This window comes from Trinickia sp. NRRL B-1857 (assembly GCF_050470685.1).
Lineage (GTDB): Bacteria > Pseudomonadota > Gammaproteobacteria > Burkholderiales > Burkholderiaceae > Trinickia.
The window spans coordinates 1,354,573-1,376,853 of record NZ_JBFLUK010000001.1 but is presented as its reverse complement, the minus strand read 5'-3'; the positions used below and the strand labels follow the sequence as shown (position 1 = coordinate 1,376,853).

Below are 22,281 nucleotides of genomic sequence, written 5' to 3'. Positions count from 1 at the left end.
CTCGCGCAAGGCGCGCATTGCCGATTTCCCCGTTTTGCGTTCGCCGTTTCTTTGCTTCGTTTAGTACCTATCACCGGATTGCCTTCATGACTGACTTACTTGAACCCGTCGGAGAGCCGACGCTCGCGCGCAGCGAGATGAACCTCGTTTGGCTCGATATGGAAATGACGGGGCTCGAGCCCGACACCGACCGCATCATCGAAATCGCCGTCGTGGTGACGAACTCGACCCTCGAGAAAGTCGTCGAGGGCCCGGTGCTCGCCATTCATCAGAGCGACGAAACGCTCGACAAGATGGACGAATGGAACAAGAACACGCATGGCCGGTCGGGTCTCATCGATCGCGTGCGTGCGTCGACGGTGACGGAAGCTGAGGCCACCGAGCAGATTCGCGCCTTCCTCGGCAATTATGTCCCGCCCGGCAAATCGCCGATGTGCGGAAATTCGATATGTCAGGATCGGCGGTTCATGGCGCGCTGGATGCCCGAACTCGAGCGGTTTTTTCATTACCGCAATCTCGACGTCAGCACGCTCAAGGAATTGTGCCGCCGCTGGCAGCCGGCCATCTACAAGGGCTTCCAAAAGCGCGCAATGCACACGGCGCTGGCCGACATCCACGAGTCGATCGACGAACTCAAGTACTACCGCCAGCATTTCCTCGTCGCGTCCAGCCCGGCCAGCGTCGAAGGCAACTAACGGCTGACGACTGACTGCCGGCGGTAGCCGGCAGCCGCTCGGCCGCTCGAGCGCCTTTCACGCGGGCGGTGCGCGCCGGGCGTTCTTCGGGCGGAAAGCCGCGACGACCGAGTCGTGAGTGCTCACGTACGGCCCGCCGATCAAGTCGATGCAATACGGCACCGCCGCGAAAATACCGGGTACTTTCACGGCGCCCGAGTCGTCGCGCAGCCCTTCCAGCGTCTCCTGAATCGACCTCGGCTGACCCGGCAAGTTGACGATCAGCGCCGCATGATCGGCCGTTTCCCGAATCACGGCGACTTGGCGCGACAAAATGGCGGTCGGCACGAAATTGAGGCTGATTTGCCGCATTTGCTCGCCGAAGCCCGGCATTTCCTTGGTGGCGACGGCAAGCGTAGCCTCGGGCGTGACGTCGCGCCGCGCCGGGCCGGTACCGCCCGTCGTCAGCACCAGATCGCAGCCTTGGTTATCCACGAGTTCGATCAGCGTGGCCGAGATTTGCGCCGGTTCGTCGGCGATGAGCCGCTTTTCCACGCGCCAGGGCGAGGCCAGCGCCTGGCCGAGCCATGCTTCCAGCGCCGGCAGCCCCTTGTCTTCGTATACTCCGCTCGAGGCGCGGTCGCTGATCGATACGAGCCCGATGACGATTTCGTCCGGGTGGCTGCGCGTGGGCTTAGGCATCGGTATCTTCGTCGTCGGTTGAGTCGTCCGTATCGGCGTCCTCGGCCGCACCGCCGCCGGCGTTCTTGATCCACTGGAACAGCTCGCGGAAGTAGCGCGGGGGCTTGCTTTGCTGCGCTTCCCTGCGCGCGTTTCGGATCAACGTGCGGCCTTCCTGGGCGTCGACGCCCGGGTGCTCGCGCAAGAATGCCGTGAATGCGTCGTCGTCTGCGATGAGCCGTTCGCGCGTCTGCTCGATCCAGTGCAGCCGCGCCGTTTCGGCCTTGTTCACGCCGCGGTGCGTATCCAGCGCCGTACGCAGGGCCGCGATTTCGTTTTCCGTCAGCGTGCGCATTACGCGCCCGATGTACTGGACTTGGCGTCGTTTGCCTTCGTGGTCCGTGATGCGGCGCGCTTCGCGCACGGCATCGGCCAGGTTTTCGGGCATCGGCATGCGTTTGAGCGCGTCTTTCGGCAATTCGACGAGATCGACGCCCAACACTTGCAGCGCGTGCATTTCTCGCTTCAGTTGCGATTTGCTGGGACGATCGTAGGCGGGATCTTGATCGGCGGAATCGTCGTGCTCGATCGGTTGGATGCGGGTTTTGCGTGTCATAGCCGATATTGTAGCGTGCGCGAGAGCGGTATCCGGCTCGCGCGGCGAGCCGGCGGGGCGGTGAGGAGGAGCAGCCCTTTGCGGCCATGTTCGACGCGTCTTCGCGACCATCCGCCCAAGCCTTGCTATGATCGCGGGATGCGAACGATCGGGTAGGCCTCGCGCGCGGCGGATTCGACGGCGGCGACCCGAGCCATGCTCAACAGACAGCTTTTCACCGGACGGCACTCACGATGGCAGCGGATACGGAAACCTCACAACGCTTTTTCCCGCACACCCAAGATGAATTGAAGGAGATCGCGTCCGACATCCTCAAGCACGCGAAATCGCTCGGCGCAACGGACGCTGCCACGGAAATCTCCGAGGGCGACGGGCTATCGGTCTCCGTGCGTCGCGGCGAGGTCGAAACGATCGAACACAATCGCGACAAGATGGTGGGCGTGACCGTGTTCATCGGCGCTAAGCGCGGCAATGCGAGCACGTCGGATTTCTCGAAAGAGGCCCTGCGCGATACGGTGGCCGCCGCTTACAACATCGCGCGGTTTACGGCCGAGGACGATTGCGCCGGGCTCGCGGAAGCCGAACTCTTGGAAACGGCCCCGCGCGATCTCGATTTGTATCACCCGTGGCATTTGTCGGCCGACGAGGCCGTCGAAATCGCCCGCCGGGCCGAGGATGCGGCTTTCGCCACGGGGCCGCAGATTCGCAATTCGGAAGGCGCGAGCGTGTCGGCGCAGCATTCTCAATTCGTGCTCGCCACAACGCGCGGTTTCCTGTCCGGCTATCCGTACTCGCGTCACTACGTGGCCTGCGCGCCGATCGCCGGTAGCGGCCGCAACATGCAGCGCGACGATTGGTACTCGTCCAAGCGCGACGCGCACTCGCTGGCCGACCCCGAGGCGATCGGCCGTTACGCAGCGCAGCGCGCGCTTGCCCGGCTCGGCGCGCGCCGGCTCGATACGCGCAAGGTGCCCGTGCTGTTCGAGGCGCCGCTCGCGGCCGGTCTGCTCGGCGCATTCGTGCAAGCGACGAGCGGCGGCGCGTTGTATCGCAAAACCACGTTCCTGTTGGATAGTCTCGGCAAGAGCGTCTTCGGGCCGCATGTGCAGATCGTTGAAGACCCGCACGTGCCGGGCGCGATGGGCAGCGCGCCGTTCGACGAAGAGGGCGTGCGCACGAAGCAGCGCTCGGTCGTGAAGGACGGGGTCGTCGAAGGGTATTTCCTGTCGACGTATTCGGCCCGTAAGCTCGGTATGCAGACGACCGGTAACGCGGGCGGCTCGCACAATCTCACGCTGACGAGCAGCGAGACGCGCCCCGAGGACGATTTCAAGGCGATGCTCAAGAAGCTCGGCACGGGGTTGCTTCTGACCGAGCTCATGGGGCAGGGCGTCAACTACGTGACGGGCGACTATTCGCGTGGGGCGTCGGGCTTCTGGGTAGAGAACGGCGAGATCCAATACCCGGTCGAAGAGATCACCGTGGCCGGGACGCTTCAGGAAATGTTCCGCAATATCGTCGCGATCGGCGCCGATTCGATCGTGCGCGGCACGAAGCAAACCGGCTCCGTGCTGATCGAGCGGATGACGATCGCGGGGCAGTAACGGCGTAGACGTTGGAGGCACGATGGGCGTGCGCGAAGAACTTGCTCGGCAAGCGTCGCGACGATAGATCCCGCTGAGGGGAGCCCGTGCGGAAGAGCAAAAAAGAAGCCGCGGACCGCTGCACGATCAGTCCGCGGTTTTTCTTTGCGGGCTAGAAGTCGCACCGGGCGCCGATAGCCTCTTGTATATCCCAGTTGCTTTGGGGCACATCCGCTCAAATTGTGGACGAATTCGGCGAATAGCGCGGAATTGTTGGTTGATCTGATGCTTGCTTGATCTAAGGTGAGAGAGCGCAACGCCCGTGCCGCCGTAGCACCTTTAACTGAAGGGAGATTTGGCGATGCGGCGATCGAGTCGCGTAGTCTTAGTCATTCTTGCCGAAGACAAGCGTATGAAGAGCGCTTATGAGCCAAGTGCCGATTTTTTTCAGTCATGTTGGAAATTTCGCTAGCGCGATGTCGAGCGGAGTAGATCCTAGAACAGGGCTCTATGGCGTGAGGGAGGACTTTGTGGCGCAGTCGTCAGAGATTCCACGGAGTACGTCATCATGGTTATCAGGAAATGCTATGAATCGCACTCCAGCGGCGGTAAGTTGCTGTCAGAGCGCACCTTCGACTATGCCAAGGACAGCGCCAATCTCGGGCGACTGACCCAAACGACCCATACTCACTATCCCAACGACGGCAGCGGCAAGCGCTATGTGACCACGCGCACGTTTGCATGCGAAGACGACCCGGTATGGATAGGCTCATTGCGCTATACCACCGCGGTATTGACGCACGATGGTCTGAAGGTCAGCACCTGGCGGAGCGGTTCGCCTTTCACTGGCCGTGTCTGGCGAAGCACCAATGCGCAAGGTATCACCACGTCCTTCGCCTATAACGCGCTCGGGTATCTGACGGCGCGTACTCGGGCCGTTGGCACTGCGCATGAGAGCACGATGACCTCGGAGCTCGTTTTCACCGACGGCGTCGACGAAGCCTTTCAAATCATTACTGAGGATATCAACGGCAACAAGATATGCGGTGGCTTCGATGCAATGGGGCGATGCTTGTATACCGCGATTAACAGCGTCGACGACGCCGTCGAGGACGCGAATTGTAAACTTGGTTCACAAACGTTCGACCAATGCGGCCGCCTGGTGTCAGTTACTCGAACGGACTGTCTGCTCGACCCGCAAGAGAGCTATTGCGGGACTGACGTTTACCAGTACGACGAGTGGGGACGGCTGTGCCGAATAGACGAGAGCTCCGGCCGTTGGCATAGCACGAGCGTCGACCCGATCGCTCGTACCATCGTCACCACGCGCGGCGGCAAAAGCCAAGACGCAGAAGTTACCACGGGACAGTCGGTGGTCACGTATAGCGCCGGCGGCAAGCCTTTGCAGATGGCTCGTTATGCGGCCGGCGCCGATATCAGCAAGGCCAAGCCATATAGCGTATGCACGATGTCCTACGACGGGCTCAACCGCTTGGCTGCCGCGACCGACGCATTGGGTGGGGTCACCACCTACAAGTACGACCCATGGGGCCGAAGGATCGAGACAGCACTGCCTGACGGCACCGTCGTCAAGCGTCACTACCGAGCGGATTCGCCGGCACCCCAAGCGGTTGAAATCACCGTGACGAACTCGGCGCTACAGGTGGCGGAAACTTCCATGGGCAAGCGCGCGTTCGACGGGCTGAACCGCATCGTATCGGCCGACACTGGGCGGGTGTCATGGAAGTATCAGTACGATGCGCCAAATGCCGACAGTCAGTTGATGGATGTCCGCGCCACGCAGGTGTGCGCGCCCGACGGTACCGTGCGACGGTACTCGTATATTCGAGAACTGCATGGCGCGCTCGAGACTGTGAAGGCATATCCGTCACAGGACGGCCCCGTTGCAATCACACAGACCTACGCCTATGACCCTAAAACCGGGATGCTAACTGGCGCAAGCGAGACAGCCGTGAGCACGGGCAGCTCCAGCGTGCAGTACACCCATCATCCGTCCGGGCGTGCGAAAAGCGAGATTACGAGCTTCGACGGAAAGTCACGGACGATGACGCACGAGCAATACTCGGTGGGAGGCAAGCGTTACAAGTACACGCACGTGGACGGTGCGACGCGCATCACCAAGCACGATTCCTTTGGCCGCGTGAGCGAGGTGAGCGACGACAAGATGAAGGTGACGCTGCACTACGATCCGGCTGGTCGCCTGACCGAATGGCAGACCTTCGATTTGACGAGCGCCCGCAAGTGGCGCACGGCCCTGACGCTAGACGACTACGGGCGAGAGGTGGGGCGAACCGTTTGGCAGGATGGTGACGCGGAGAACAGCCCCACCTGGACTGTCACGCAAATTTGGAATGAGGCCAACCTGTGTACTTCACGCACTATCACCCACGCGGGGAACACCTATCGCAAGGAAACTTACGGCTATGACAAGCGTAATCGTTTGACCACCTGGAAGAGTTCGGTGGGCAGCCCCACGGACCGATATGGCAATATCCTATGCGCTCAGACGTATACGTTGGATCCATTCGGTAACGTCACGCAGGTCGTGAGTTCTTTCCCGAAAGGCGAGAGCAATATCGCGCGCTTCTGGTACGACGGTGATCCGATCGTGCCTTATGTGCTATCGGCGTATTCAAATACCCATGCTTCGTATCCCGCGCATGACGGGAGCCGAGCCACGGTACGGTATGACGGTGCGGGGCGAACTATCGACGATGGCATCGGCAACACCTTTGACCTGTACGATGAGCTCGGCCGGCTCCAACAGACTACTAATGCCGTTCGCGAGTCGGCCCAATACCGCTACGATGCGCACAATCGTAGATATAGCCAGGTCACAAGCGGCTCGACTACCTATTTTTACTACCTGCATGGTGCACTGGTTAATCTGGAGCAAGACGCGAGCACGACTCGGATGTTGTGCTCGCCGGTCGGGTGCCCGTCGCAATACATCGAACAACACAGCGACGGCGGCGTCTGGCTGCTGGTGTCAGACAGCCAGGGCTCGGTCCTGACTGCGAGCAATGGCGCTAGCAGTGAGGACCACGCTTATAGCGCTTATGGCGAAGATCATCCCAAGGCATGTGCCATACAGGGAGGCTACACCGGCCAGTACCGCGACCCGGTATTGCCCGGCTACATGCTAGGCAACGGCTACCGCGCCTATTTGCCGGGGCTGATGCGTTTTGCCCAGCCCGACGCGGCAGCGTATAGTCCTTTCGGTAAGGGCGGCTTCAATCCGTATGCTTACTGCGGCGGCGACCCGATTAATCGCTTCGATCCGTCTGGGCATTTCTTTCTCACCCATTGGATTAAGAGCGTCGACCACGGTATCGGTGATTTCGTTGGCAAGCATGCGCCATGGTTATCGACCTTTTTCAATGCGGCGGGTGACCGTTTGTATAATTTCACCACCAAGGGCGGCATATTGAGTTTCTTGCCGGACAAATATAATCCAGTGGCTCGCTTGGAAAAGCTGGCTGCTCCCATCATCGGATCTAAGTTCTTTGGCGCGACCCCCTTTGGAGCGGCCATTCAAGGTGCGGGTTGGCTCACGAACACCGCCGTCGGCTTCCTTCACACTACCACCGGCCTTTCGACATCCTGGTCCACATTGGCCGTGTTGGGCGCAGAGAGCTTTGCCGGCGACGGCGTGGGCGATTTGTTTAGCGGGACAGGAGCTGTGGGGGAAGTGGGCGATGTCGGTAGCCTTGGCGAAATGGGCGGAATCGATGCAGCCGGCACCGAATTTCCCACGATGGAATACACCCATAGTTCCGGCCCGATCGGACCTGATACTGAGAATGTTCTTCCGACTAAGGAGGCGCCGAGTTTCCCCGAGACGGCACCGTTCAATATAGTGAGGGACGATCTCGATGCAGCGGCCGCCCAGTTAGGGCGGCGAGGTATTTACGACGAGGACACACCATTCAATCGTTCACTCGACGATCAATTCGATCGTATTAGGCATTGGCAGGACCCAACACCTTCCGCCGAATTGTTTCATGTCATCCGCCGCAACATTGTGATGGTCGATGATCAAGGCGTGATCTTGCCGCTCTGGGATGTTGAGCGCACTCGAGTAATTACATGGATAGCGGAGAATAGGCGTGAATGGGGTTTGCCTAACGAATTCGTGCCCGCGCCCGCGCCCGCGCCCGCGCCATGATGTGGGTGTCCGGCATGACTTATGACGCAGCAAAATCGATAAAGTGAGCGAACGCGCCGAGCATATTCTCATTACTTAGTTATTTGCCGGCGATCGATAAATAGGCGATTTGTGGTGGAAAGAATTGTTATCTACGCAATACTACACGGATAAGGGTAACTTAGGTCTGTGCTCCAAACTGGCAAAATAAGATGGACACATTGCCATATAATCGCGGCGGCAACTGCGTAACGTTGGCTGCTTATAAGTATAAAGCTGGTGTTCCGGCCGGCACTGCGGCGGATTGTGATGCGCCGATTTTTGTGATCCACGATCAATTCGGGAATTCGGGGAAATTCACGATTGAGGCGTCCAATGCGGAAACGGACTGGCTCAGCTTTGTGGATGGTTGATCCGGCGTCCTACCGGGGCGGCCGGCACCGATGTCCTGCCCCATCTGCGCTGCTGCCAGCCGCTGCCAAGGGAATCTTAGTTGGCCGATCGTATGTGGCGCTCCACAGCGAACGCGTTAGCTGCGTTCGCGACCGGTCCGTCGATACACGACGCGCATGTAGGCGAACGCTTCCGCGTGATGCGGCTCGCGCGACACCGCTTCCCACCGCGCAGGATCGGGCGCCGGAAACGTCGCATCGCCTTCAACGTCGGCATCGATCTCGGTAATGATTAGTTTGTCGGCGCAGCCGATGCCCTCGGCATAGAGCTGCGTGCCGCCGATCAGGAACGCTTCCGGCGCACCGTCCTTGGCGGCGAGCGCCAGCGCTTCGTCGATGCTCGTCGCCACCTCGCAACCTTCGAACTTTCGCGTCGCATCGCGCGTCACGACGATATTGCGCCGTCCCGGCAGCGGGCGGCCGATCGACTCGTGCGTCTTGCGTCCCATGATGATTGGCGCGCCCATCGTCGTGCGCTTGAAAAAGCCGAGATCTTCGGGCAAGTGCCACGGCAGTTGGTTGTCGCGGCCGATCACGCCATTGCGGGCGCGGGCGACGATGATCGTCAATGTCGTCATGTTCGAAAGCGATGAAGCGCGAAAAAGCGGTGAATTGAACCGCCGATTCTACGCGACCTGCGCAGTGCGTCGACTGCGCTTGGCCGATCGCTTAGCGTCTTGCTTCAGTCCGTTGCCGTTTTGCCCGATCCGTCCACGCTAGATTCGTCGATCTCGTTGGCTCTTTCCTCCGATGCCGCAGGATCCCTCAAACCGTGTGAGCCCATCAGCCGGTAGAGCGTGACGCGAGAAATGCCCAGATCGGTCGCCGCTTCGTTGAGCCGATGCCGGTGGCGCAGCAAGGCCGCTTCGATCGCGCGCTTTTCCGCGGCCTCGCGCGCTTGAGCAAGCGTCATCGATTGCTGTTCGGTGAACTGCGCCAGATCGAGATCCTCCGCGCCGATGAGCTTGCCCTCGGCCATCACGATCGCGCGCCTCACGCGATTGATGAGTTCTCGAACGTTGCCGGGCCAATTGTATTTGTGCATGGCCTCGATCGCCGACGGCGCAAACCCGCGAATGCGACGCGCGCTGTCGGTCTTGAACTTGTGCAAGACGTGTTGCGCCAGGATTTCGATGTCTTTGCCGCGCGAGCGCAGCGGCGGCTCGTCGATACGCAGCACGCACAGGCGATGGAACAGGTCCGCCCGGAACCGGCCGTCGCGCATCGCGCCTTCGAGATCGACGTGCGTGGCCGAGATCACGCGCACGTCGACCGCGATCGATTCGCGCCCGCCGAGCCGTTCGATCTTGCCCTCCTGGAGGAAGCGCAGCAGGCTCGCTTGGCTTTCCAAGGGCAAGTCGCCGATTTCGTCGAGAAACAGCGTCCCGCCGTTGGCCGCTTCGACGCGTCCGATTTTGCGTTGATTCGCGCCCGTGAAGGCACCGCGCTCGTAGCCGAATAACTCCGATTGCAGCAAGTGCTGCGGGATCGCACCGCAGTTGATCGCGACGAACGGCTCCTTGCGGCGCGGCGAGCGTTCGTGGATCGCGACGGCAGTCAATTCCTTGCCGGTGCCCGATTCGCCGGCGATGAACACGGCGGCGTCGGTGTTCGCGACTTTGCGGATCGTGCGAAATAGCTGCTGCATCGCATCGCAGGTGCCGACCATCTCGTCGTCGCCCACGCTCGCCATGCCCGCGGCAAGATCCATATCGCCGAGCGTCACCATACCGAATGCATGGCCGAGCAGATAGTCGATTGTCGAGGCGGTGGCGGGCAGCTTCAGATAGCCGAAGCAATAGCTACGGATAAGACGTTTTGCATCGGGTTCTTCGAGCCGGTCGGGGCTCGCGAGGGCAACCCAAGCGACGAGCGGCTGACGCAAGGCGGACTCCAGCGCGGCGAGCTCTCGCGCATTGAAACGCGACAAATCCACGATGCCGGCGCAAGGCACGTCGAGCCGAATCAAGCGCGCACAATCGCTTGGGGTGCGCGCGAGCGATACCGTCCATCCGCGCTCTTTCAATTGATCGACGAGGTCTTGGTCGGGAGCGCGCGAAAAATACACGAGCATCCGCTCGTCCACCGTGCGTGCGTACTCGCCGCTGCGCTTGCCTCCGGCAAGCGATAAGGCCGGTCCACTGGTGCCGACCGCGCCGACCGATGTCAGATGAGATGTATCGCGCACGATGCCCCCGTATGGTCAAGCATCAAAAGGTGTACGGGAACCGCACGCCGACGACGAAGTTCGGCGCATCGGGCGTCAGGCCGATCGACACCGATCCGTTGATCGTCAAGTGCTTGTTCACCACGTGGTTCAGACCGAAATTCACAGCGGCGGCGACCGTCTCGCTGCCGGGCACTTTTTGCCAGCCTTGGCCGGGCGCCTGGGTTTCGCTTTGAGGCTCGACCGCCATCGTGTAGGAGACGCTGGCCGAATCCTTTTCGGAGAACGCGAGCGCGACACCCGCCCCCCACTGGAACACGTCGCCGAGCTTGACCTTCGCCGGTTGGGATTGGCCTTGGACGGACGAGATATCCGAGAACGAGCGCGCGACGTTGTAGGTGTAGGACGCGCTGCCGAACAGCACGACCGGGTCGTATGTCTTCAGCACCGATACGCCCGCCGTGATGTTCCAAAAGCCGGTGCCGGTGGGCAGCTTCGTGGGTGCGACGAGGCTTGTGTTGTTCGGGTCGACTTGAACGAGCTTGATGCCGAACGGCGACGTACCCGTCGGGGCTTTCACGCGCAAACTGCCGACGACGTCGGGCCAACTCCCGCTTTCTTTGAGGAACTGGTAGTAAAGACCGAAGTTGACGTCGCCGATGGCGCTCGAGTTGCCCGAGGCATCCGACAGCGCGCTCGCCGCGCCGCCGGCGCCGCCCACGATGAAATCGCTATGGCGATAGACGTAAGGCACGTCGACGTCGAAGCTGATGCGATCGGTCAACCCGTAGCGGGCGTCGAGATCGGCCATCACTTGATGCGATTTCGTCTCGCCCAGATTGATGTTGCCGAGGAAGATCGCATCGAGTGCGAGAAAGCCCGATAGCTGCAACTGACGCCGATCGTAATAGGTGTCGCTGATACCCCAATCGAGCGTGAGCTTGCGATCGAATAGCGGTGCATGCTCGCGTTGGACGACCGCGTTCTCGGCTTCGGTTCGCACGGGCTGCGCGGCCTTTTGCGTCGTGCCGATCGCGCTGCCTTGCTCGACGCCGGCCGGCGCGGGGATCGCGGGCGACGTCGGCACGCCGGTCGCGGTCGAGGCGCCGCTTGTCGGGCCGGCGGAGCCCGGGGCCACTTGGGCCACCTGAGCGAGCGGCGGCAACTGCACCGGCAGACCGTCGGCGCCCGGCGGCGGCACCGATGCGCCGTCGCCGTCGGCCGCACCCGCGAGACCACGGCCGCGCTGCGCCATTTCAAGTTGCGTGACTTGCGCTTCGAGCGAATGGATTTGCCGTTGCTGTTCGTCGACCACGCGCATGAGCGTGGTCAGCCGCTCGTCGAGCGATTGCTCCGCGAGCGCTTGTGCCGATGCAAGATGCGGCAGGCCAAGCGCGATGATCGCAGCCGGTATTGCCGCGAGCCGCGTGCGGCCGGCGCGCTGCACGCATAGCGTGCCCCTCGATGTATGGTTCGACATGGTGGTTCCCCCGGTCTTGCTTCGGCATTGCGCGCGATCTGCTGCTTATCGCCTTTCACGCCGGTTTATATCGATTGCCTATTGCTTCAATCGCTCGAATCGCTCGTTCTCCGATCCCTTCATCCAACGCTCACGCACGCGTTCGTCTCGTCAGTGCCTTGGTAGGGCCGAGTTGCGCAACGCGTCCAATACGCCCAACTGCCTGAGCAGCGCGCCCGGCATCGCCTGCGTTTGAACGCTCAGTTGCAGTTGATTCACGACCGCTTGCGCGTTGCCCGCCACCTGAACCAATTGAGCGATGGAGCCGCCGCCCTGAATACCCGCGGGCGTGATCGTCTGGGTGGCTACGCCGGCCGGCGTTTGCAACGTCAGCGCCACGCCGCCGCTTGCGAACGTCACGTCAGCCTTCACGTGACCCGACGCACTCGTCGCCGATGCGCTCGCGGTATTCACGCTCGGCATACCGTTTGGAGCGCCTGCGCCGTTCGTCGACGAACTCGAACCGTTGAAGTCGATCACGGCCGAGTTCGAACTCGTATTGCCGTTGCCGGCGACCTGCGTCACTTGAGAGACACCGCTGACGGAGACGTTTTGCCCGCCGGTGGCACTCGCCTGCGGGTTCGCTCCGTTGCCGGCTACCGCCGTCGTGGGCGATGACGGCGGCGTGTTATTCGACGCACCGGCATTGCCTGCGACGGCGGCATTGGTATTCGGGTTCGCGCTTACGTTTGCGCCTGCATTGCCATTGCCATTGACGCTGCCGTAGTGGTTGCCGTGGGATGCGCCGTCGCTCGCTTGCGCCGAGGTCGTCACCTGCGCCGATAGCGAGTTGTCGGCGTTGCTCGTAATCGTGAGCTTGCCGTGCGCGGTTGCCGATGCGCCGCCCGGCATTTGCCATTGCGACATCAGATCGAGCACCAAGCCGGACACCATCTCGCCGCCCGGCGCTTTGCCGGTTTGACGCGAGAGGACCTCGTCGCCGACGGGCTGCCAACGGATGCCGTCGGCGCTAGCGCCTGCCTGCGCAGAGAGAAACTCGGGCGGTGCGGCGAGCCGCTCGGCGGCGTGCGTGGCACTGATGAGCCCGCATGCGGTTAATGCGAGCGCAAGCTTGAGCGGTGAAATCAAGAAGTGCTTCATGGGGTGTCAGAACCAGTCTGCCTTAGACAATCCGTAATCCACGAAGGGTGTCGTGGCCGTGCTCGCGTCGAGCGCTCGCTCGCGCAGCTTCAACGCCAACGACACGTTGTCCTGCAACAGCTCGGAGTTCTCCTTGAACGGCTTGCCGAGGACCGCGAACACGAGCCCGTTCCAGCTCGCGACGAAATCCTTGTCGAGCACGATGCGATTGCCGAGTGCGGGGTCGGCGATGAACACACGCCCGTTCTCCGCATGCTTGACGATGACGAAATGCTCGTAGCCGCCGATGTTCATCAGCACGAGCACGGGGATTTGCAGGTGATAGAGCGCGTCGAGGTTGACGCGAAAGCCGCGGCCGCGCAGGCCGATCGTTTCGACGAAGTGCTTCATGTCGAGCATCGAAAAGCCGTTTTTGACGACGACCTCCGGTGTCGAAAACGCCATCATGCGTTGAATCAATTCGGGCTCCGGAATATCGATGCCATAGCCGTACTTGAGCAGCGTGGCGAGCGCGGCGGAGCCGCAGCTGTAGTCGTAGCGCTGACTGACGATATGGCCGTATCGAATATCCCGCATGGAGCGCACCGTTTTGATAAGGGGTACGCCGGTAAGGTTAGACGTATCGATGGTCGATTGAGCGTTGCTCGGCGCACATATCGCAGCGCTTAGGAGCGCGACGAAAGTTCGCAATGCCACGAATCGGGCGTGGGCTGGCATGCTGCTTCCCCTCGTGAGGCGCATACCGACCGCCTGTTGGCGGCCGGTATGCGTGAGCGCTTCCTACCGTCGAGACGCAAGCGGTGCGCGTAACCGCTCGTGCCTCGATGGGGGCGCTCAATGGCCGGTGATGTTGGTCGCCGCGATCGCGAGTCCGTTGTGTTGCAAGTTGCCCGCGCCGCCGGCGATATTCACGCCGATGTTGCCCGTGGCGTTTTGCAACGCATTGGCGCCGATCATGGCGGTGCCGCTGATCGTGCCTTGGAACCCGAGGTTCGCCGACTGGCTGTTGTCGTCGGTGGCGACCATCGCGACGGCGAGCGGGATCGCACCGTCCTTCAGGTTCGTCGTCGACGCGGCCAGGCTGTTGTTCTGCACGTTGCCGACACCCGCGGCGATGTTCACGCCCACATTGCCCGAGACGCCGCTCAGCGAACCGTCGCCGAGCGAGGCGTTGAGCATGAAGTTGTTGATCGTCGCTTGCCCGCCGGACGACTGCGTGCTGAAGATCTGTGCGTTGCCGAACACATTGCCTTGATCGACCGACGCGAGCGATGCATCGTTGCTTTGCGCGTTGTCGACGCCTTCGGCGACGTTCATGCCGATGTTGCCCGATGCGCCGCTACCCGCACCCGAGCCTGTCGTGGCCGTGAGATTGCCCGGGGCTTGCGTGTTGATGTAGTTCGTGACCGAACCCGAGACCGTCACGTCCGTCGTGTCTTTCGAGTTGGCATAGGCCCATGCGGCGGAGTGGCTCTTGTTATGCGTCTCGCTCCATGCGGCACCGCCCGACGATTGTTCGGCGAACGCTTGTCCCCCCGAGCCCTGATCGGCATTGAACTTCCACGCCGCGCCTTGACCCGATCCGCTGTTCGCGCTTTGGCTCTTCGACGAGGCGTAGTTGTCGCTCGCGGTACTTTCGAATCCGTTCAGATTGAGCGAGGCGTTCCCGCTGACGTTGCCGTAGCCGTGGCTATCGTCGTGGTGATGGTCGTTGTCGAAGCTGTATTTGTAGTTCAGGCTCGCCGAGCCGCTTGCCGTCAACGTGCCGCTCGCGTCTTGGGCATTATGCGACTCGCTGCTGGCGCTGCTCGATTTTTGGTTGCTGTACTCGTAGCCGCCACCCGAAATCGAGCTGCTTTGGTTCTTGTACGCATAAGCCGACGATTCCTGGAAGGCTTGAGCGAACGACTTCGAGCCCGATTCGCTGCTCGAACTGACGCCGACGGAGTAGCCGCTGCCCTTTACCGACGTAGAGCGATTGTCGAACGTCGTCGTGACCGCGCCCATCATGTAGCTTTGCGCCGTCGGGTCCAGCGTGACGTTCGCGACGACGGCTTGATTGTTGTTCACGACCGCGCCGACGGTGCTCGAGACCGATACGCAGCCGAACAGGCGAACGAAGCCTTCGATGCCGACGTTTTGGGTCACGCTCGTCGCGTTGAAGATGTACGGGTCTTTGACTTGATGTGCGAACGCGGTGCCCGACGCTGCTGCCAGCACTGCCGCTGCGATAAGTGTGCGCTTCATGATGACGCTCCGATACGAGAAGGTGCTGCGTTAGAAAAAAGTGCCCGCCGGGGGACGGAGCACAAAACTGTTCGCCGTGGCATTACCGGCGCCGGCCGTCTGGTTGATTTGCGCGATGCCGCTCGCGTTCTTGAGCACATCGTTGCCGATGTGCACCGCGCGCTCGCCTTGAGCCATCGCCGTTGCATCCATACGTCCTTGCTTAGGAGAGGCCGCGGACAGCACGCTGTCCGAAACGCTCTCCACTCCTGTCGCGGCAGCGCCGATGACGACGCTGTTGCGTTGGAGATTGGCCGCGCCCGCCGTCTGGTTCACCATCACGACGCCGGACACGTTGGAAAATGCGCCGTCCTCGATCCCGGCCTTGGCGCTCGGTACGCGCGCATTCGCCGCCGCGCGCTGGGCGAGACCGTTATCGGCGACGCCGTTCGGTGCCGCGACGATCGCGGCTTGGTTGCTCTGTGCGTTGTTTAGGCCGGCCGCTTCGTTGACCGTGACGACGCCCTTCGAACCCGCGAATGCGCCGGCCGAGATCGTCGCGTTGCCGGTCACCGTAGTCGCCTCCTGCGCCCGTGCGGCTATCGGCGCGGCTAGTGTGCTCAGTGCGCTCAGTGCTGTAAGGCACCTGGCGAGCGCGGCGGCCGTGGCGGCGCGGCGGACAGAGAAGGGCACGTTCATTTCATCCCCCCGACGGCGGATAGCGCCGAAGTCAACGGCGCCAGCGCGCCCGTCACCGACATCGAGATGGTCCCGCCCACGCCCGTGGTCGTCGGCGCAAGTCCGCCGGGGCCCATCGCTACGTTGCTGCCGGTCGCCGAGCCGCCCAACAGCTTCGTCAACACTTGCAAGCTGGCCGTGCCACCGCCCATCGCGGCGCCCGTGATGCCTTGCGACCCATGCGCCTGAGTCAGATCCGCATCGGACACCAGCGTGCCGACCGTCGAATCGAACGCCGGTGCGGGGAACGTCGTGGCGCGCACGGCCACGGGATTTTCGTCATGGGGCAGCGCCTTGAACGCGTCGCGCGGCATGACCTGGCGTTCGACGATGATGTCGCCCGTGTTGCCGTTCGCTTGCGCATGAGCGAGCGTTGCGGCGGCCGCCAGCGCGAGCACGATGCTTTGCCGCAGTGCCGCTTGCGCAAGGCGTCGTTGCGAGGCGAGGTGAGTGAAAGTCATGTCGTTCTCCCGGCGAAGGCGATGCGGTTGCTGCGCTACTGACGGAAATAACTGACGGTGTTGGTTTGCGCGACGTGGGCCGAATCGGCTGGCACCGGTACGGGCGCCGGCGGCGCGATCTCGTCCCACAGCGTGACCGACGGTGCACCGTGCAGCGCGAGCATCGGTGCGCCCACGTTCATAAGGCCGGGCCCTGTGCCCCTTTGACGCGCAAGGGCGCTGTCGTCGAGGGCCGCCGCGCCGGCGAGAAGCGCTTCGTCGCCGAGCGTGTCGGCGTACGCTTGCGTATGTGCCGCGAGCGATGCGAGCGCAATGCCGAGCGCCGCGATGACCGCGCGGGAACGAAGCGAAAGGACCTGAAGTTGTGGCATGGCGTCTCTCCGTGGTGCGCTCCATTACGCGAGAGCTGTGCCATCGACGGAAAACCCTTGCAGGGATTGGCGCTGGGATCGATTGACGCGTGCAGGGGGAGAGGAAACGCCGAAATCCGTTTCAGTGCTGAAACGGTGTGGTCGAATCGGCGTGCGGGAGGCGATTCGTCGTCGGAAATGCGATGTCGCAAAACCGCCACGAATCGATGTTTAAGATGAGATCCGAAATCGGCGTGAAACCGCTAGGCGTCTACGTGGCGGTGCGCTGTTTCAATTTTTACGGCGTGCGCGGCTGCCTCGACGACGGCCCGTATAGTAAGCTGTTGGAACAGTTTCATGTCGATAAAAGCGCCGATCCGATAGCAATTGCTATTAATAATTCCATTGCTCGGGCGGGGCAACAGGGCCACAGGACTGGGAGCGCGGCTTTTGCATCGCGGGAAAGCCACGGTAAGCATTCGCCGGCGCATTGTCCGGGGGAGGTGGGTTGCTTCGCGTTCACCAATAAGAGGTCTGAACAATGGAACCCGCAAATCGACACCTGGTGTATGTCACTCGCGACGTCAACGCGCAATTGAGCGCGCAATTCAATGCGCGCGGCTGGCAAGTGGAGGTCGCAGCCAGTGCCCGCGATGCGCGACGGGCATTGCGCGGCGATGCGGCGGCCGGCGGGTTGCTCGATCTGTCGAGCCGCTTCGATTCGCACGAAATCGTCGCGCTCGAACCGTGCTTGACGATGCCTAACGTTGCCTGGGTCGCGGCCGCGGCACCCGGGCAAATGCAGGAAAGCACGCTGCGCCGCCTCGTGCGCGACTACTGCTACGACTACGTCACGATGCCCTATGAGGCCCCGCGCATCGTCGATTCCGTTGGGCATGCCTATGGCATGGTCGTTCTCGGGGCGCCCGACGAGCAGGCGGCGCCCGCGGTTACGGGTGACGGCGAAATGGTGGGAGCGTGCGATGCCATGCGCCTGCTTTTTCGCGCGATCCGCAAAGTGGCGATGACCGACGCGCCTGTGTTCGTCTCGGGCGAATCGGGTACGGGCAAAGAATTGACGGCCGTCGCGATTCACGAACGGTCGCAGCGGCGCGCGGCGCCCTTCGTCGCGATCAACTGCGGCGCTATCCCGCCGCATTTGCTCCAGTCCGAGCTCTTTGGATATGAGCGCGGCGCGTTCACGGGGGCAAATCAACGCAAGATCGGCCGCATCGAAGCGGCGCATGGCGGCACGTTGTTTCTCGATGAGATCGGCGATTTGCCGCTCGAGAGCCAAGCAAGCTTGCTGCGTTTTCTGCAAGCCGGGCGTATCGAACGATTGGGCGGTCAAGAGTCGATCGATATCGACGTACGCGTGATTTCCGCTACGCACATCGACATGCAACGCGCCATGAACGAAGGGCGTTTTCGGGCCGATCTCTATCACCGGCTATGCGTGCTGCAAATCGACGAGCCGCCGCTGCGCGCACGCGGCAAAGACATCGAATTGCTCGCCCACCATATGCTCGAGCGATACCGAAAAGACGGGGCGCGCCGTCTGCGCGGTTTTTCGGCCGATGCGATCGCGGCGCTCCATAACTATGCGTGGCCCGGCAACGTGCGAGAACTGATCAACCGCGTGCGGCGGGCGATCGTGATGTCGGAAGGGCGACTGATTTCGGCGCAAGATCTCGAACTCGCCGAGTACATCGACATTGCGCCCGTCTCGCTCGCGCAGGCGCGCGAAGCGGCCGAGCGGCAGGCGATCGAATCGGCATTGCTGCGTCATCGCGGCAGGCTCGGCGATGCGGCGCAGGAGCTCGGTATCTCCCGCGTGACGCTCTATCGCCTGCTCAGCGCTCACGGGATGCGCGACGTGCACGTCGAGCCGGGCGATCATCGGATGACGCACTGAGCATTCGATGAGCTCGCGCGCGGCGGCCCGGGCTCAAGTCGGAAATCGCGGCACTTGGTAAAATCGCGGTTTGCGCGGCGCGAGAGCGGCCGCGCGCCACGAGCCGAAGGATTGACGCGCATGAAACAGTACCTCGACCTTGTCCGCACCATTCTCGAGACGGGCAGTTGGCAGGAAAACCGCACCGGCATCCGCACGATCACGATGCCGGGTGCGATGCTGCGCTTCGATTTGCAAGAGGGCTTTCCCGCCGTTACGACGAAGAAACTGGCGTTCAAGTCCGCGATCGGCGAGATGATCGGCTTTTTGCGTGCTTCGCGTAGCGCAGCCGATTTTCGGGCGCTCGGATGCAAAGTGTGGGACGCGAACGCCAACGAAAACGCGCAGTGGCTCGCCAATCCGTACCGCGAGGGGACGGACGATCTGGGCGACGTCTACGGCGTGCAGTGGCGCAAGTGGCCGGGCTATAAAGTCGTCGAAGCGTCGCAGCATGAGTGCGTGGCCGATGCACAAGCGCGCGGCTACCGGATCGTCACGCAGTTCGAGGAAGAGGGCGTGCAAAAGGTGCTGCTCTACAAGGCCATCGATCAATTGCGGCAGTGCCTCGACACGATCATGAGCAACCCCGCCGATCGCCGCATTCTCTTTCACGGTTGGAATCCGGCGCTGCTCGATCAGATCGCGCTGCCCGCGTGCCATTTGCTTTATCAGTTCCTGCCGAATGTCGCGCGGCGCGAAATCTCGCTGTGCTTGTATATCCGCAGCAACGACGTCGGTCTCGGTACGCCGTTCAATCTGGCCGAGGGTGCGGCGTTGCTGTCGCTCGTCGGGCGCTTGACGGGCTATACGCCGCGTTGGTTTACGTATTTCATCGGCGACGCGCACATCTATGAAAACCAGCTCGATATGCTGCAACGTCAACTCGAGCGAGAGCCGTACGAAAGCCCGCGTCTCGTCATCGCCGATCGCGTGCCCGAATACGCGCGCACCGGGGTCTATGAGCCCGAGTGGCTTGAACGAGTCGAGCCCGGCGATTTCTCGTTGGCCGGTTATCGCCATCACGAACCGCTGACGGCACCCATGGCCGTTTGAGCGCGACTAGCGCTTTGATTCAAGCGTAAAAGAAAGAGCCCGCGGTATCGCATCGGGCGGCGCGCCGAGTGGGATCTAATCCCCGACTCGGGCGCCGCGTAGTGCGATACCGCGGGCTTGTTGGCGTTTACCGCCCTTGGCCGTCAGCCTTGATGACGTTCGTGGCCGGCGTGCGACGGCATGGCCGCGTGTTGCTGCTCGTGCTGCTCGTGCTGTTCGTGCTGGGCCGGAGCGGGCCGCGGCTGCGGTTGCGGGTGGGGCTGCTCGTAGTGAGGCTGCGGTTGCGGACGTGGCTGCTCGTAGTGAGGTTGCGGCTGCGGTTGCGGTTGCGGACGCGGCTGCTCGTAGTGAGGTTGCGGTTGCGGACGTGGTTGTTCTACGTGCGGCTGCGGTTGCGGACGTGGCTGCTCGTAGTGAGGCTGCGGCTGCGGTTGCGGACGCGGTTGCTCGACGTGAGGTTGCGGCTGCGGTTGCGCATGCGACTGTTCGAGGTGAGGCTGTGTCTGCGGTTGCGCCTGCTCCGCATGAGGTTGAGCCTGAGCCGGCGTGTGCGGCTGCTCGTTCATCGGCATGTGCTGCCCCGTGATGGGCGCGTGCGGTTGCGTCCAAGCCGGCGCGGGCCGTTCACTCGGTTGCGCACCGTGCTGCGGTTGATTGTTCGCGGCCGGCGGACGCGGTATGCCGTTATTGGGCTGCGCGTGCTCGACTGGGGCCGGGGCGTGGGGCGGTTGACCTGGTCCCGCTTCGACGCGCGGCTGTGCGCCGGCTCCGGGTTGGGGCGCGTGCGGTTGTTCGGCATTTGCCGGGCCGTGCGTCGGTGTGATCACGGGCGAGTGCGTATCGACGACATGCACGGCTTGCGCGGGCATCAGCTGCGAGTGACCGACGATCGGTCCCTGGGCGGAGGGTCGCACGACCGGCGCTCCGGCGCCGGGTACCTTGCCTCCCGCTTGCGCGAGATGAGCGGCGAGCGGGTCGTGGAAGACCGCGGGGGTCGGCGGCGTATGCGTCGCGACGACAGCGCGCGATGCGATCGCTTGCGGCGGACGATAAGTCGCCGGCCGCAGCCCCGACGCGAAGCTTTGCTTGACGGGCGCCACGCCGGCGGCGCCCGGGTTGAATTTGACGTTATGCCACTGGCGAGGGTCGACGTGCTGCGCGAAGTGCGCCACCGGCTTGCCGTTCACGAATGCGGTTGCCGGCACCGCCGTTACGGCGCCCGGTGCGTGGTAGTTGATGTACGTATTGTGGATGTTGGTGATGTTGACGGTCTTGTTGATGTTGACGTTGTTGTTGACGATGACCGTTTGATTGACCCGCTGATAGTAATGGGGACTCCAGCCGCCCCAGCCCGGGTGCCAGACTTCGCCGGGGCCGAGCGGGAACCACGCGAGCCCCGCGGTCGCGGCGCCGCCGATCGATAGGCTGACGCCCCAGCTAAACCCGCCCCCGCCCCCGCCGCCGACGAAGGCGACAAGCGCCGGCGCATAGACGGGCGGCGCGCTGACGACGAGCGGCCCCGGCACCCAGCACCAGGACGAATGCAGGTATGCCCAACGTCCGTAGTGATAAGGCGCAAAACCCCACGGCGCGTCATCGATCCACGTCCAGCCCCAGGGCGCGATCCACGCCCAGTGGCCGTCGTGATAAGGCGCCCAGCCGGCAGGCTCCTGATTCGGCACCCAGACCGCTCCGTACTGCGGATCGTCGCTCCACGTACCGTTCGAATCCAGATCCTCGTAGCCGGGCATGTCGCGCGAGACGTAGCGGGCCGAGACCGAGCGCTCCTCGGCGCCGTCCCGGTTTGCAGCCCACTCGTCGAAATTGTCGGGCGAGGGCGCCTGCGCAACGGAAGCCTCTTGCAGGTTCGTTCCCGTGAAGGTGATCTGCTGGCCGGCCTCGATAGGCACCTGGCCGTTCTGACCGTAAGCCGTGACTGCACCGCCTCGGACCGTGACCGTGGTCGTGCTGCCGTCGGGAGCCACATCGACGCGATAGTCGCCTGGGCGCGTCACGCCGAGCGCGACGTTGGGCGTATCGATCTCGTAGGTCGATCCACTCGGTATCGACCGGACGCGCGTCGATAGCGTGCCCTGTGCAACTTTGAGTTGGGCATTGGCATCATCGAGGTTCATGATATCGAGACTCGTGGACGAGCCGAGCCGCACGGCGGTCGAGCCGATGTGCAATTCCGAGCGTGCGTTAGCGTCGTTCCAAAGCTGGTCGCCCGTGGTCAACGGACGATTGACCGATGCGTAAGACCAGTCGCTGGCGCCGGCGGGTTCGGTCGTTACGGTGCCCGCCGTGTAGTTCAGGCGTGCGACGCGTCCGGGCGGATCCGCGGATTGGCCGGCAGGCGCACCGCCCGGCGCAGGCGGTACCTGCGCGAACGCGGCGCGTGCGGCGAGCGTGAGCGGAGCAAGCGCCAGCAGAGTCAAGCCGGCGATACGTCGAAACGTTACGAGCGATGAACGGGCGTGGGTAGTCATGGTGGTCTCGTTTTGGTGCCGGATCGGGCTACTTCCGTGACTGCACTGT

At 62.7% G+C, this 22,281-nt stretch carries 19 protein-coding genes; 7 read left to right on the top strand and 12 right to left on the bottom strand.

Annotation, left to right across the window (positions count from 1 at the left end):
- Positions 1-86 precede the first annotated feature (86 nt).
- Complete coding sequence (gene orn, locus AB1286_RS05965; protein ID WP_430362398.1) at positions 87-695, top strand: oligoribonuclease; 609 nt, start codon at positions 87-89, stop codon at positions 693-695.
- A 57-nt stretch (positions 696-752) separates the two neighbouring features.
- Here the strand turns inward: orn and mog are convergent, their stop codons facing one another.
- Positions 753-1,376 carry a molybdopterin adenylyltransferase gene (gene mog, locus AB1286_RS05960; RefSeq protein WP_430362397.1) on the bottom strand — a complete coding sequence of 208 codons (624 nt, stop codon included), beginning with the start codon at positions 1,374-1,376 and terminating at the stop codon, positions 753-755.
- Complete coding sequence (gene yjgA / locus AB1286_RS05955; RefSeq protein ID WP_430362396.1) at positions 1,369-1,971, bottom strand: ribosome biogenesis factor YjgA; 603 nt, start codon at positions 1,969-1,971, stop codon at positions 1,369-1,371. Before yjgA ends, mog begins: the two co-directional genes overlap by 8 nt.
- A gap of 233 nt (positions 1,972-2,204) precedes the next feature.
- Between yjgA and pmbA the strand changes: the two genes are divergently transcribed.
- The 3 genes from pmbA (at position 2,205) to AB1286_RS05940 (ending at position 8,135) form a co-directional block, all read left to right on the top strand.
- A complete protein-coding gene (pmbA, locus tag AB1286_RS05950) occupies positions 2,205-3,575 on the top strand; it encodes a metalloprotease PmbA (RefSeq protein WP_430362395.1) in 1,371 nt (456 codons plus the stop codon).
- 547 nt (positions 3,576-4,122) lie between these two features.
- Positions 4,123-7,743 (top strand): RHS repeat-associated core domain-containing protein, encoded by a 3,621-nt coding sequence (locus tag AB1286_RS05945; RefSeq protein ID WP_430362394.1) that lies wholly within the window; start codon positions 4,123-4,125, stop codon positions 7,741-7,743.
- Between the two features lie 191 nt (positions 7,744-7,934).
- Positions 7,935-8,135, top strand: a complete 201-nt coding sequence (locus AB1286_RS05940) for a hypothetical protein (RefSeq protein WP_430362393.1) — start codon at positions 7,935-7,937, stop codon at positions 8,133-8,135.
- Between the two features lie 116 nt (positions 8,136-8,251).
- On the opposite strand, the gene AB1286_RS05935 is transcribed toward AB1286_RS05940, so the two are convergent.
- The 9 genes from AB1286_RS05935 to AB1286_RS05895 all read right to left on the bottom strand — a co-directional run bounded on the left by AB1286_RS05935 (position 8,252) and on the right by AB1286_RS05895 (position 16,757).
- Positions 8,252-8,752 carry a dihydrofolate reductase gene (locus tag AB1286_RS05935; RefSeq protein ID WP_430362392.1) on the bottom strand — a complete coding sequence of 167 codons (501 nt, stop codon included), beginning with the start codon at positions 8,750-8,752 and terminating at the stop codon, positions 8,252-8,254.
- A gap of 104 nt (positions 8,753-8,856) precedes the next feature.
- On the bottom strand, positions 8,857-10,248 hold the full coding sequence (locus AB1286_RS05930) for a sigma 54-interacting transcriptional regulator (RefSeq protein ID WP_430364997.1): 1,392 nt from the start codon (positions 10,246-10,248) through the stop codon (positions 8,857-8,859).
- Between the two features lie 136 nt (positions 10,249-10,384).
- The gene (locus tag AB1286_RS05925; protein WP_430362391.1) at positions 10,385-11,821 is read right to left on the bottom strand and encodes a hypothetical protein; all 1,437 of its coding nucleotides are present in this window, start codon (positions 11,819-11,821) and stop codon (positions 10,385-10,387) included.
- Between the two features lie 150 nt (positions 11,822-11,971).
- Positions 11,972-12,961: a peptidase C39 gene (locus tag AB1286_RS05920; protein WP_430362390.1), complete on the bottom strand. Its 990-nt coding sequence runs from the start codon at positions 12,959-12,961 to the stop codon at positions 11,972-11,974.
- Between the two features lie 6 nt (positions 12,962-12,967).
- Complete coding sequence (locus AB1286_RS05915) at positions 12,968-13,678, bottom strand: C39 family peptidase (RefSeq protein WP_430362389.1); 711 nt, start codon at positions 13,676-13,678, stop codon at positions 12,968-12,970.
- Between the two features lie 117 nt (positions 13,679-13,795).
- Entirely contained in the window at positions 13,796-15,208 is a 1,413-nt protein-coding gene (locus tag AB1286_RS05910; RefSeq protein WP_430362388.1) for a hypothetical protein, read from the bottom strand.
- Positions 15,209-15,238: 30 nt separating this feature from the next.
- Positions 15,239-15,886 (bottom strand): hypothetical protein, encoded by a 648-nt coding sequence (locus AB1286_RS05905; protein ID WP_430362387.1) that lies wholly within the window; start codon positions 15,884-15,886, stop codon positions 15,239-15,241.
- Positions 15,883-16,386, bottom strand: a complete 504-nt coding sequence (locus tag AB1286_RS05900) for a hypothetical protein (protein WP_430362386.1) — start codon at positions 16,384-16,386, stop codon at positions 15,883-15,885. The genes AB1286_RS05905 and AB1286_RS05900 overlap by 4 nt, the downstream gene beginning before the upstream one ends.
- A 35-nt stretch (positions 16,387-16,421) precedes the next feature.
- Positions 16,422-16,757, bottom strand: coding sequence for a hypothetical protein (locus AB1286_RS05895; RefSeq protein WP_430362385.1), 336 nt, complete (start codon positions 16,755-16,757; stop codon positions 16,422-16,424).
- A gap of 182 nt (positions 16,758-16,939) precedes the next feature.
- On the opposite strand from AB1286_RS05895, the gene AB1286_RS05890 reads away from it, so the two are divergent.
- From AB1286_RS05890 to AB1286_RS05880, 3 genes are all read left to right on the top strand, one after another.
- The gene (locus AB1286_RS05890; RefSeq protein WP_430362384.1) at positions 16,940-17,335 is read left to right on the top strand and encodes a hypothetical protein; all 396 of its coding nucleotides are present in this window, start codon (positions 16,940-16,942) and stop codon (positions 17,333-17,335) included.
- A complete protein-coding gene (locus AB1286_RS05885; RefSeq protein WP_430362383.1) occupies positions 17,278-18,651 on the top strand; it encodes a sigma 54-interacting transcriptional regulator in 1,374 nt (457 codons plus the stop codon). The genes AB1286_RS05890 and AB1286_RS05885 overlap by 58 nt, the downstream gene beginning before the upstream one ends.
- A 120-nt stretch (positions 18,652-18,771) precedes the next feature.
- Positions 18,772-19,743, top strand: a complete 972-nt coding sequence (locus tag AB1286_RS05880) for a thymidylate synthase (protein WP_430362382.1) — start codon at positions 18,772-18,774, stop codon at positions 19,741-19,743.
- A gap of 143 nt (positions 19,744-19,886) precedes the next feature.
- Here AB1286_RS05880 and AB1286_RS05875 read toward each other — a convergent pair whose 3' ends face one another.
- Entirely contained in the window at positions 19,887-22,232 is a 2,346-nt protein-coding gene (locus AB1286_RS05875; RefSeq protein ID WP_430362381.1) for a DUF6600 domain-containing protein, read from the bottom strand.
- Positions 22,233-22,281: the final 49 nt, after the last annotated feature.

Excerpts from the sequence above, each read along its gene's own strand:
- orn (WP_430362398.1), top strand. The coding sequence starts at position 87 with ATGACTGACTTACTTGAACCCGTCGGAGAGCCGACGCTCGCGCGCAGC.
- mog (WP_430362397.1), bottom strand. The coding sequence starts at position 1,376 with ATGCCTAAGCCCACGCGCAGCCACCCGGACGAAATCGTCATCGGGCTC.
- yjgA (WP_430362396.1), bottom strand. The coding sequence starts at position 1,971 with ATGACACGCAAAACCCGCATCCAACCGATCGAGCACGACGATTCCGCC.
- pmbA (WP_430362395.1), top strand. The coding sequence starts at position 2,205 with ATGGCAGCGGATACGGAAACCTCACAACGCTTTTTCCCGCACACCCAA.
- AB1286_RS05945 (WP_430362394.1), top strand. The coding sequence starts at position 4,123 with ATGGTTATCAGGAAATGCTATGAATCGCACTCCAGCGGCGGTAAGTTG.
- AB1286_RS05940 (WP_430362393.1), top strand. The coding sequence starts at position 7,935 with ATGGACACATTGCCATATAATCGCGGCGGCAACTGCGTAACGTTGGCT.
- AB1286_RS05935 (WP_430362392.1), bottom strand. The coding sequence starts at position 8,752 with ATGACGACATTGACGATCATCGTCGCCCGCGCCCGCAATGGCGTGATC.
- AB1286_RS05930 (WP_430364997.1), bottom strand. The coding sequence starts at position 10,248 with ATGCTCGTGTATTTTTCGCGCGCTCCCGACCAAGACCTCGTCGATCAA.
- AB1286_RS05925 (WP_430362391.1), bottom strand. The coding sequence starts at position 11,821 with ATGTCGAACCATACATCGAGGGGCACGCTATGCGTGCAGCGCGCCGGC.
- AB1286_RS05920 (WP_430362390.1), bottom strand. The coding sequence starts at position 12,961 with ATGAAGCACTTCTTGATTTCACCGCTCAAGCTTGCGCTCGCATTAACC.
- AB1286_RS05915 (WP_430362389.1), bottom strand. The coding sequence starts at position 13,678 with ATGCCAGCCCACGCCCGATTCGTGGCATTGCGAACTTTCGTCGCGCTC.
- AB1286_RS05910 (WP_430362388.1), bottom strand. The coding sequence starts at position 15,208 with ATGAAGCGCACACTTATCGCAGCGGCAGTGCTGGCAGCAGCGTCGGGC.
- AB1286_RS05905 (WP_430362387.1), bottom strand. The coding sequence starts at position 15,886 with ATGAACGTGCCCTTCTCTGTCCGCCGCGCCGCCACGGCCGCCGCGCTC.
- AB1286_RS05900 (WP_430362386.1), bottom strand. The coding sequence starts at position 16,386 with ATGACTTTCACTCACCTCGCCTCGCAACGACGCCTTGCGCAAGCGGCA.
- AB1286_RS05895 (WP_430362385.1), bottom strand. The coding sequence starts at position 16,757 with ATGCCACAACTTCAGGTCCTTTCGCTTCGTTCCCGCGCGGTCATCGCG.
- AB1286_RS05890 (WP_430362384.1), top strand. The coding sequence starts at position 16,940 with ATGTCGCAAAACCGCCACGAATCGATGTTTAAGATGAGATCCGAAATC.
- AB1286_RS05885 (WP_430362383.1), top strand. The coding sequence starts at position 17,278 with ATGGAACCCGCAAATCGACACCTGGTGTATGTCACTCGCGACGTCAAC.
- AB1286_RS05880 (WP_430362382.1), top strand. The coding sequence starts at position 18,772 with ATGAAACAGTACCTCGACCTTGTCCGCACCATTCTCGAGACGGGCAGT.
- AB1286_RS05875 (WP_430362381.1), bottom strand. The coding sequence starts at position 22,232 with ATGACTACCCACGCCCGTTCATCGCTCGTAACGTTTCGACGTATCGCC.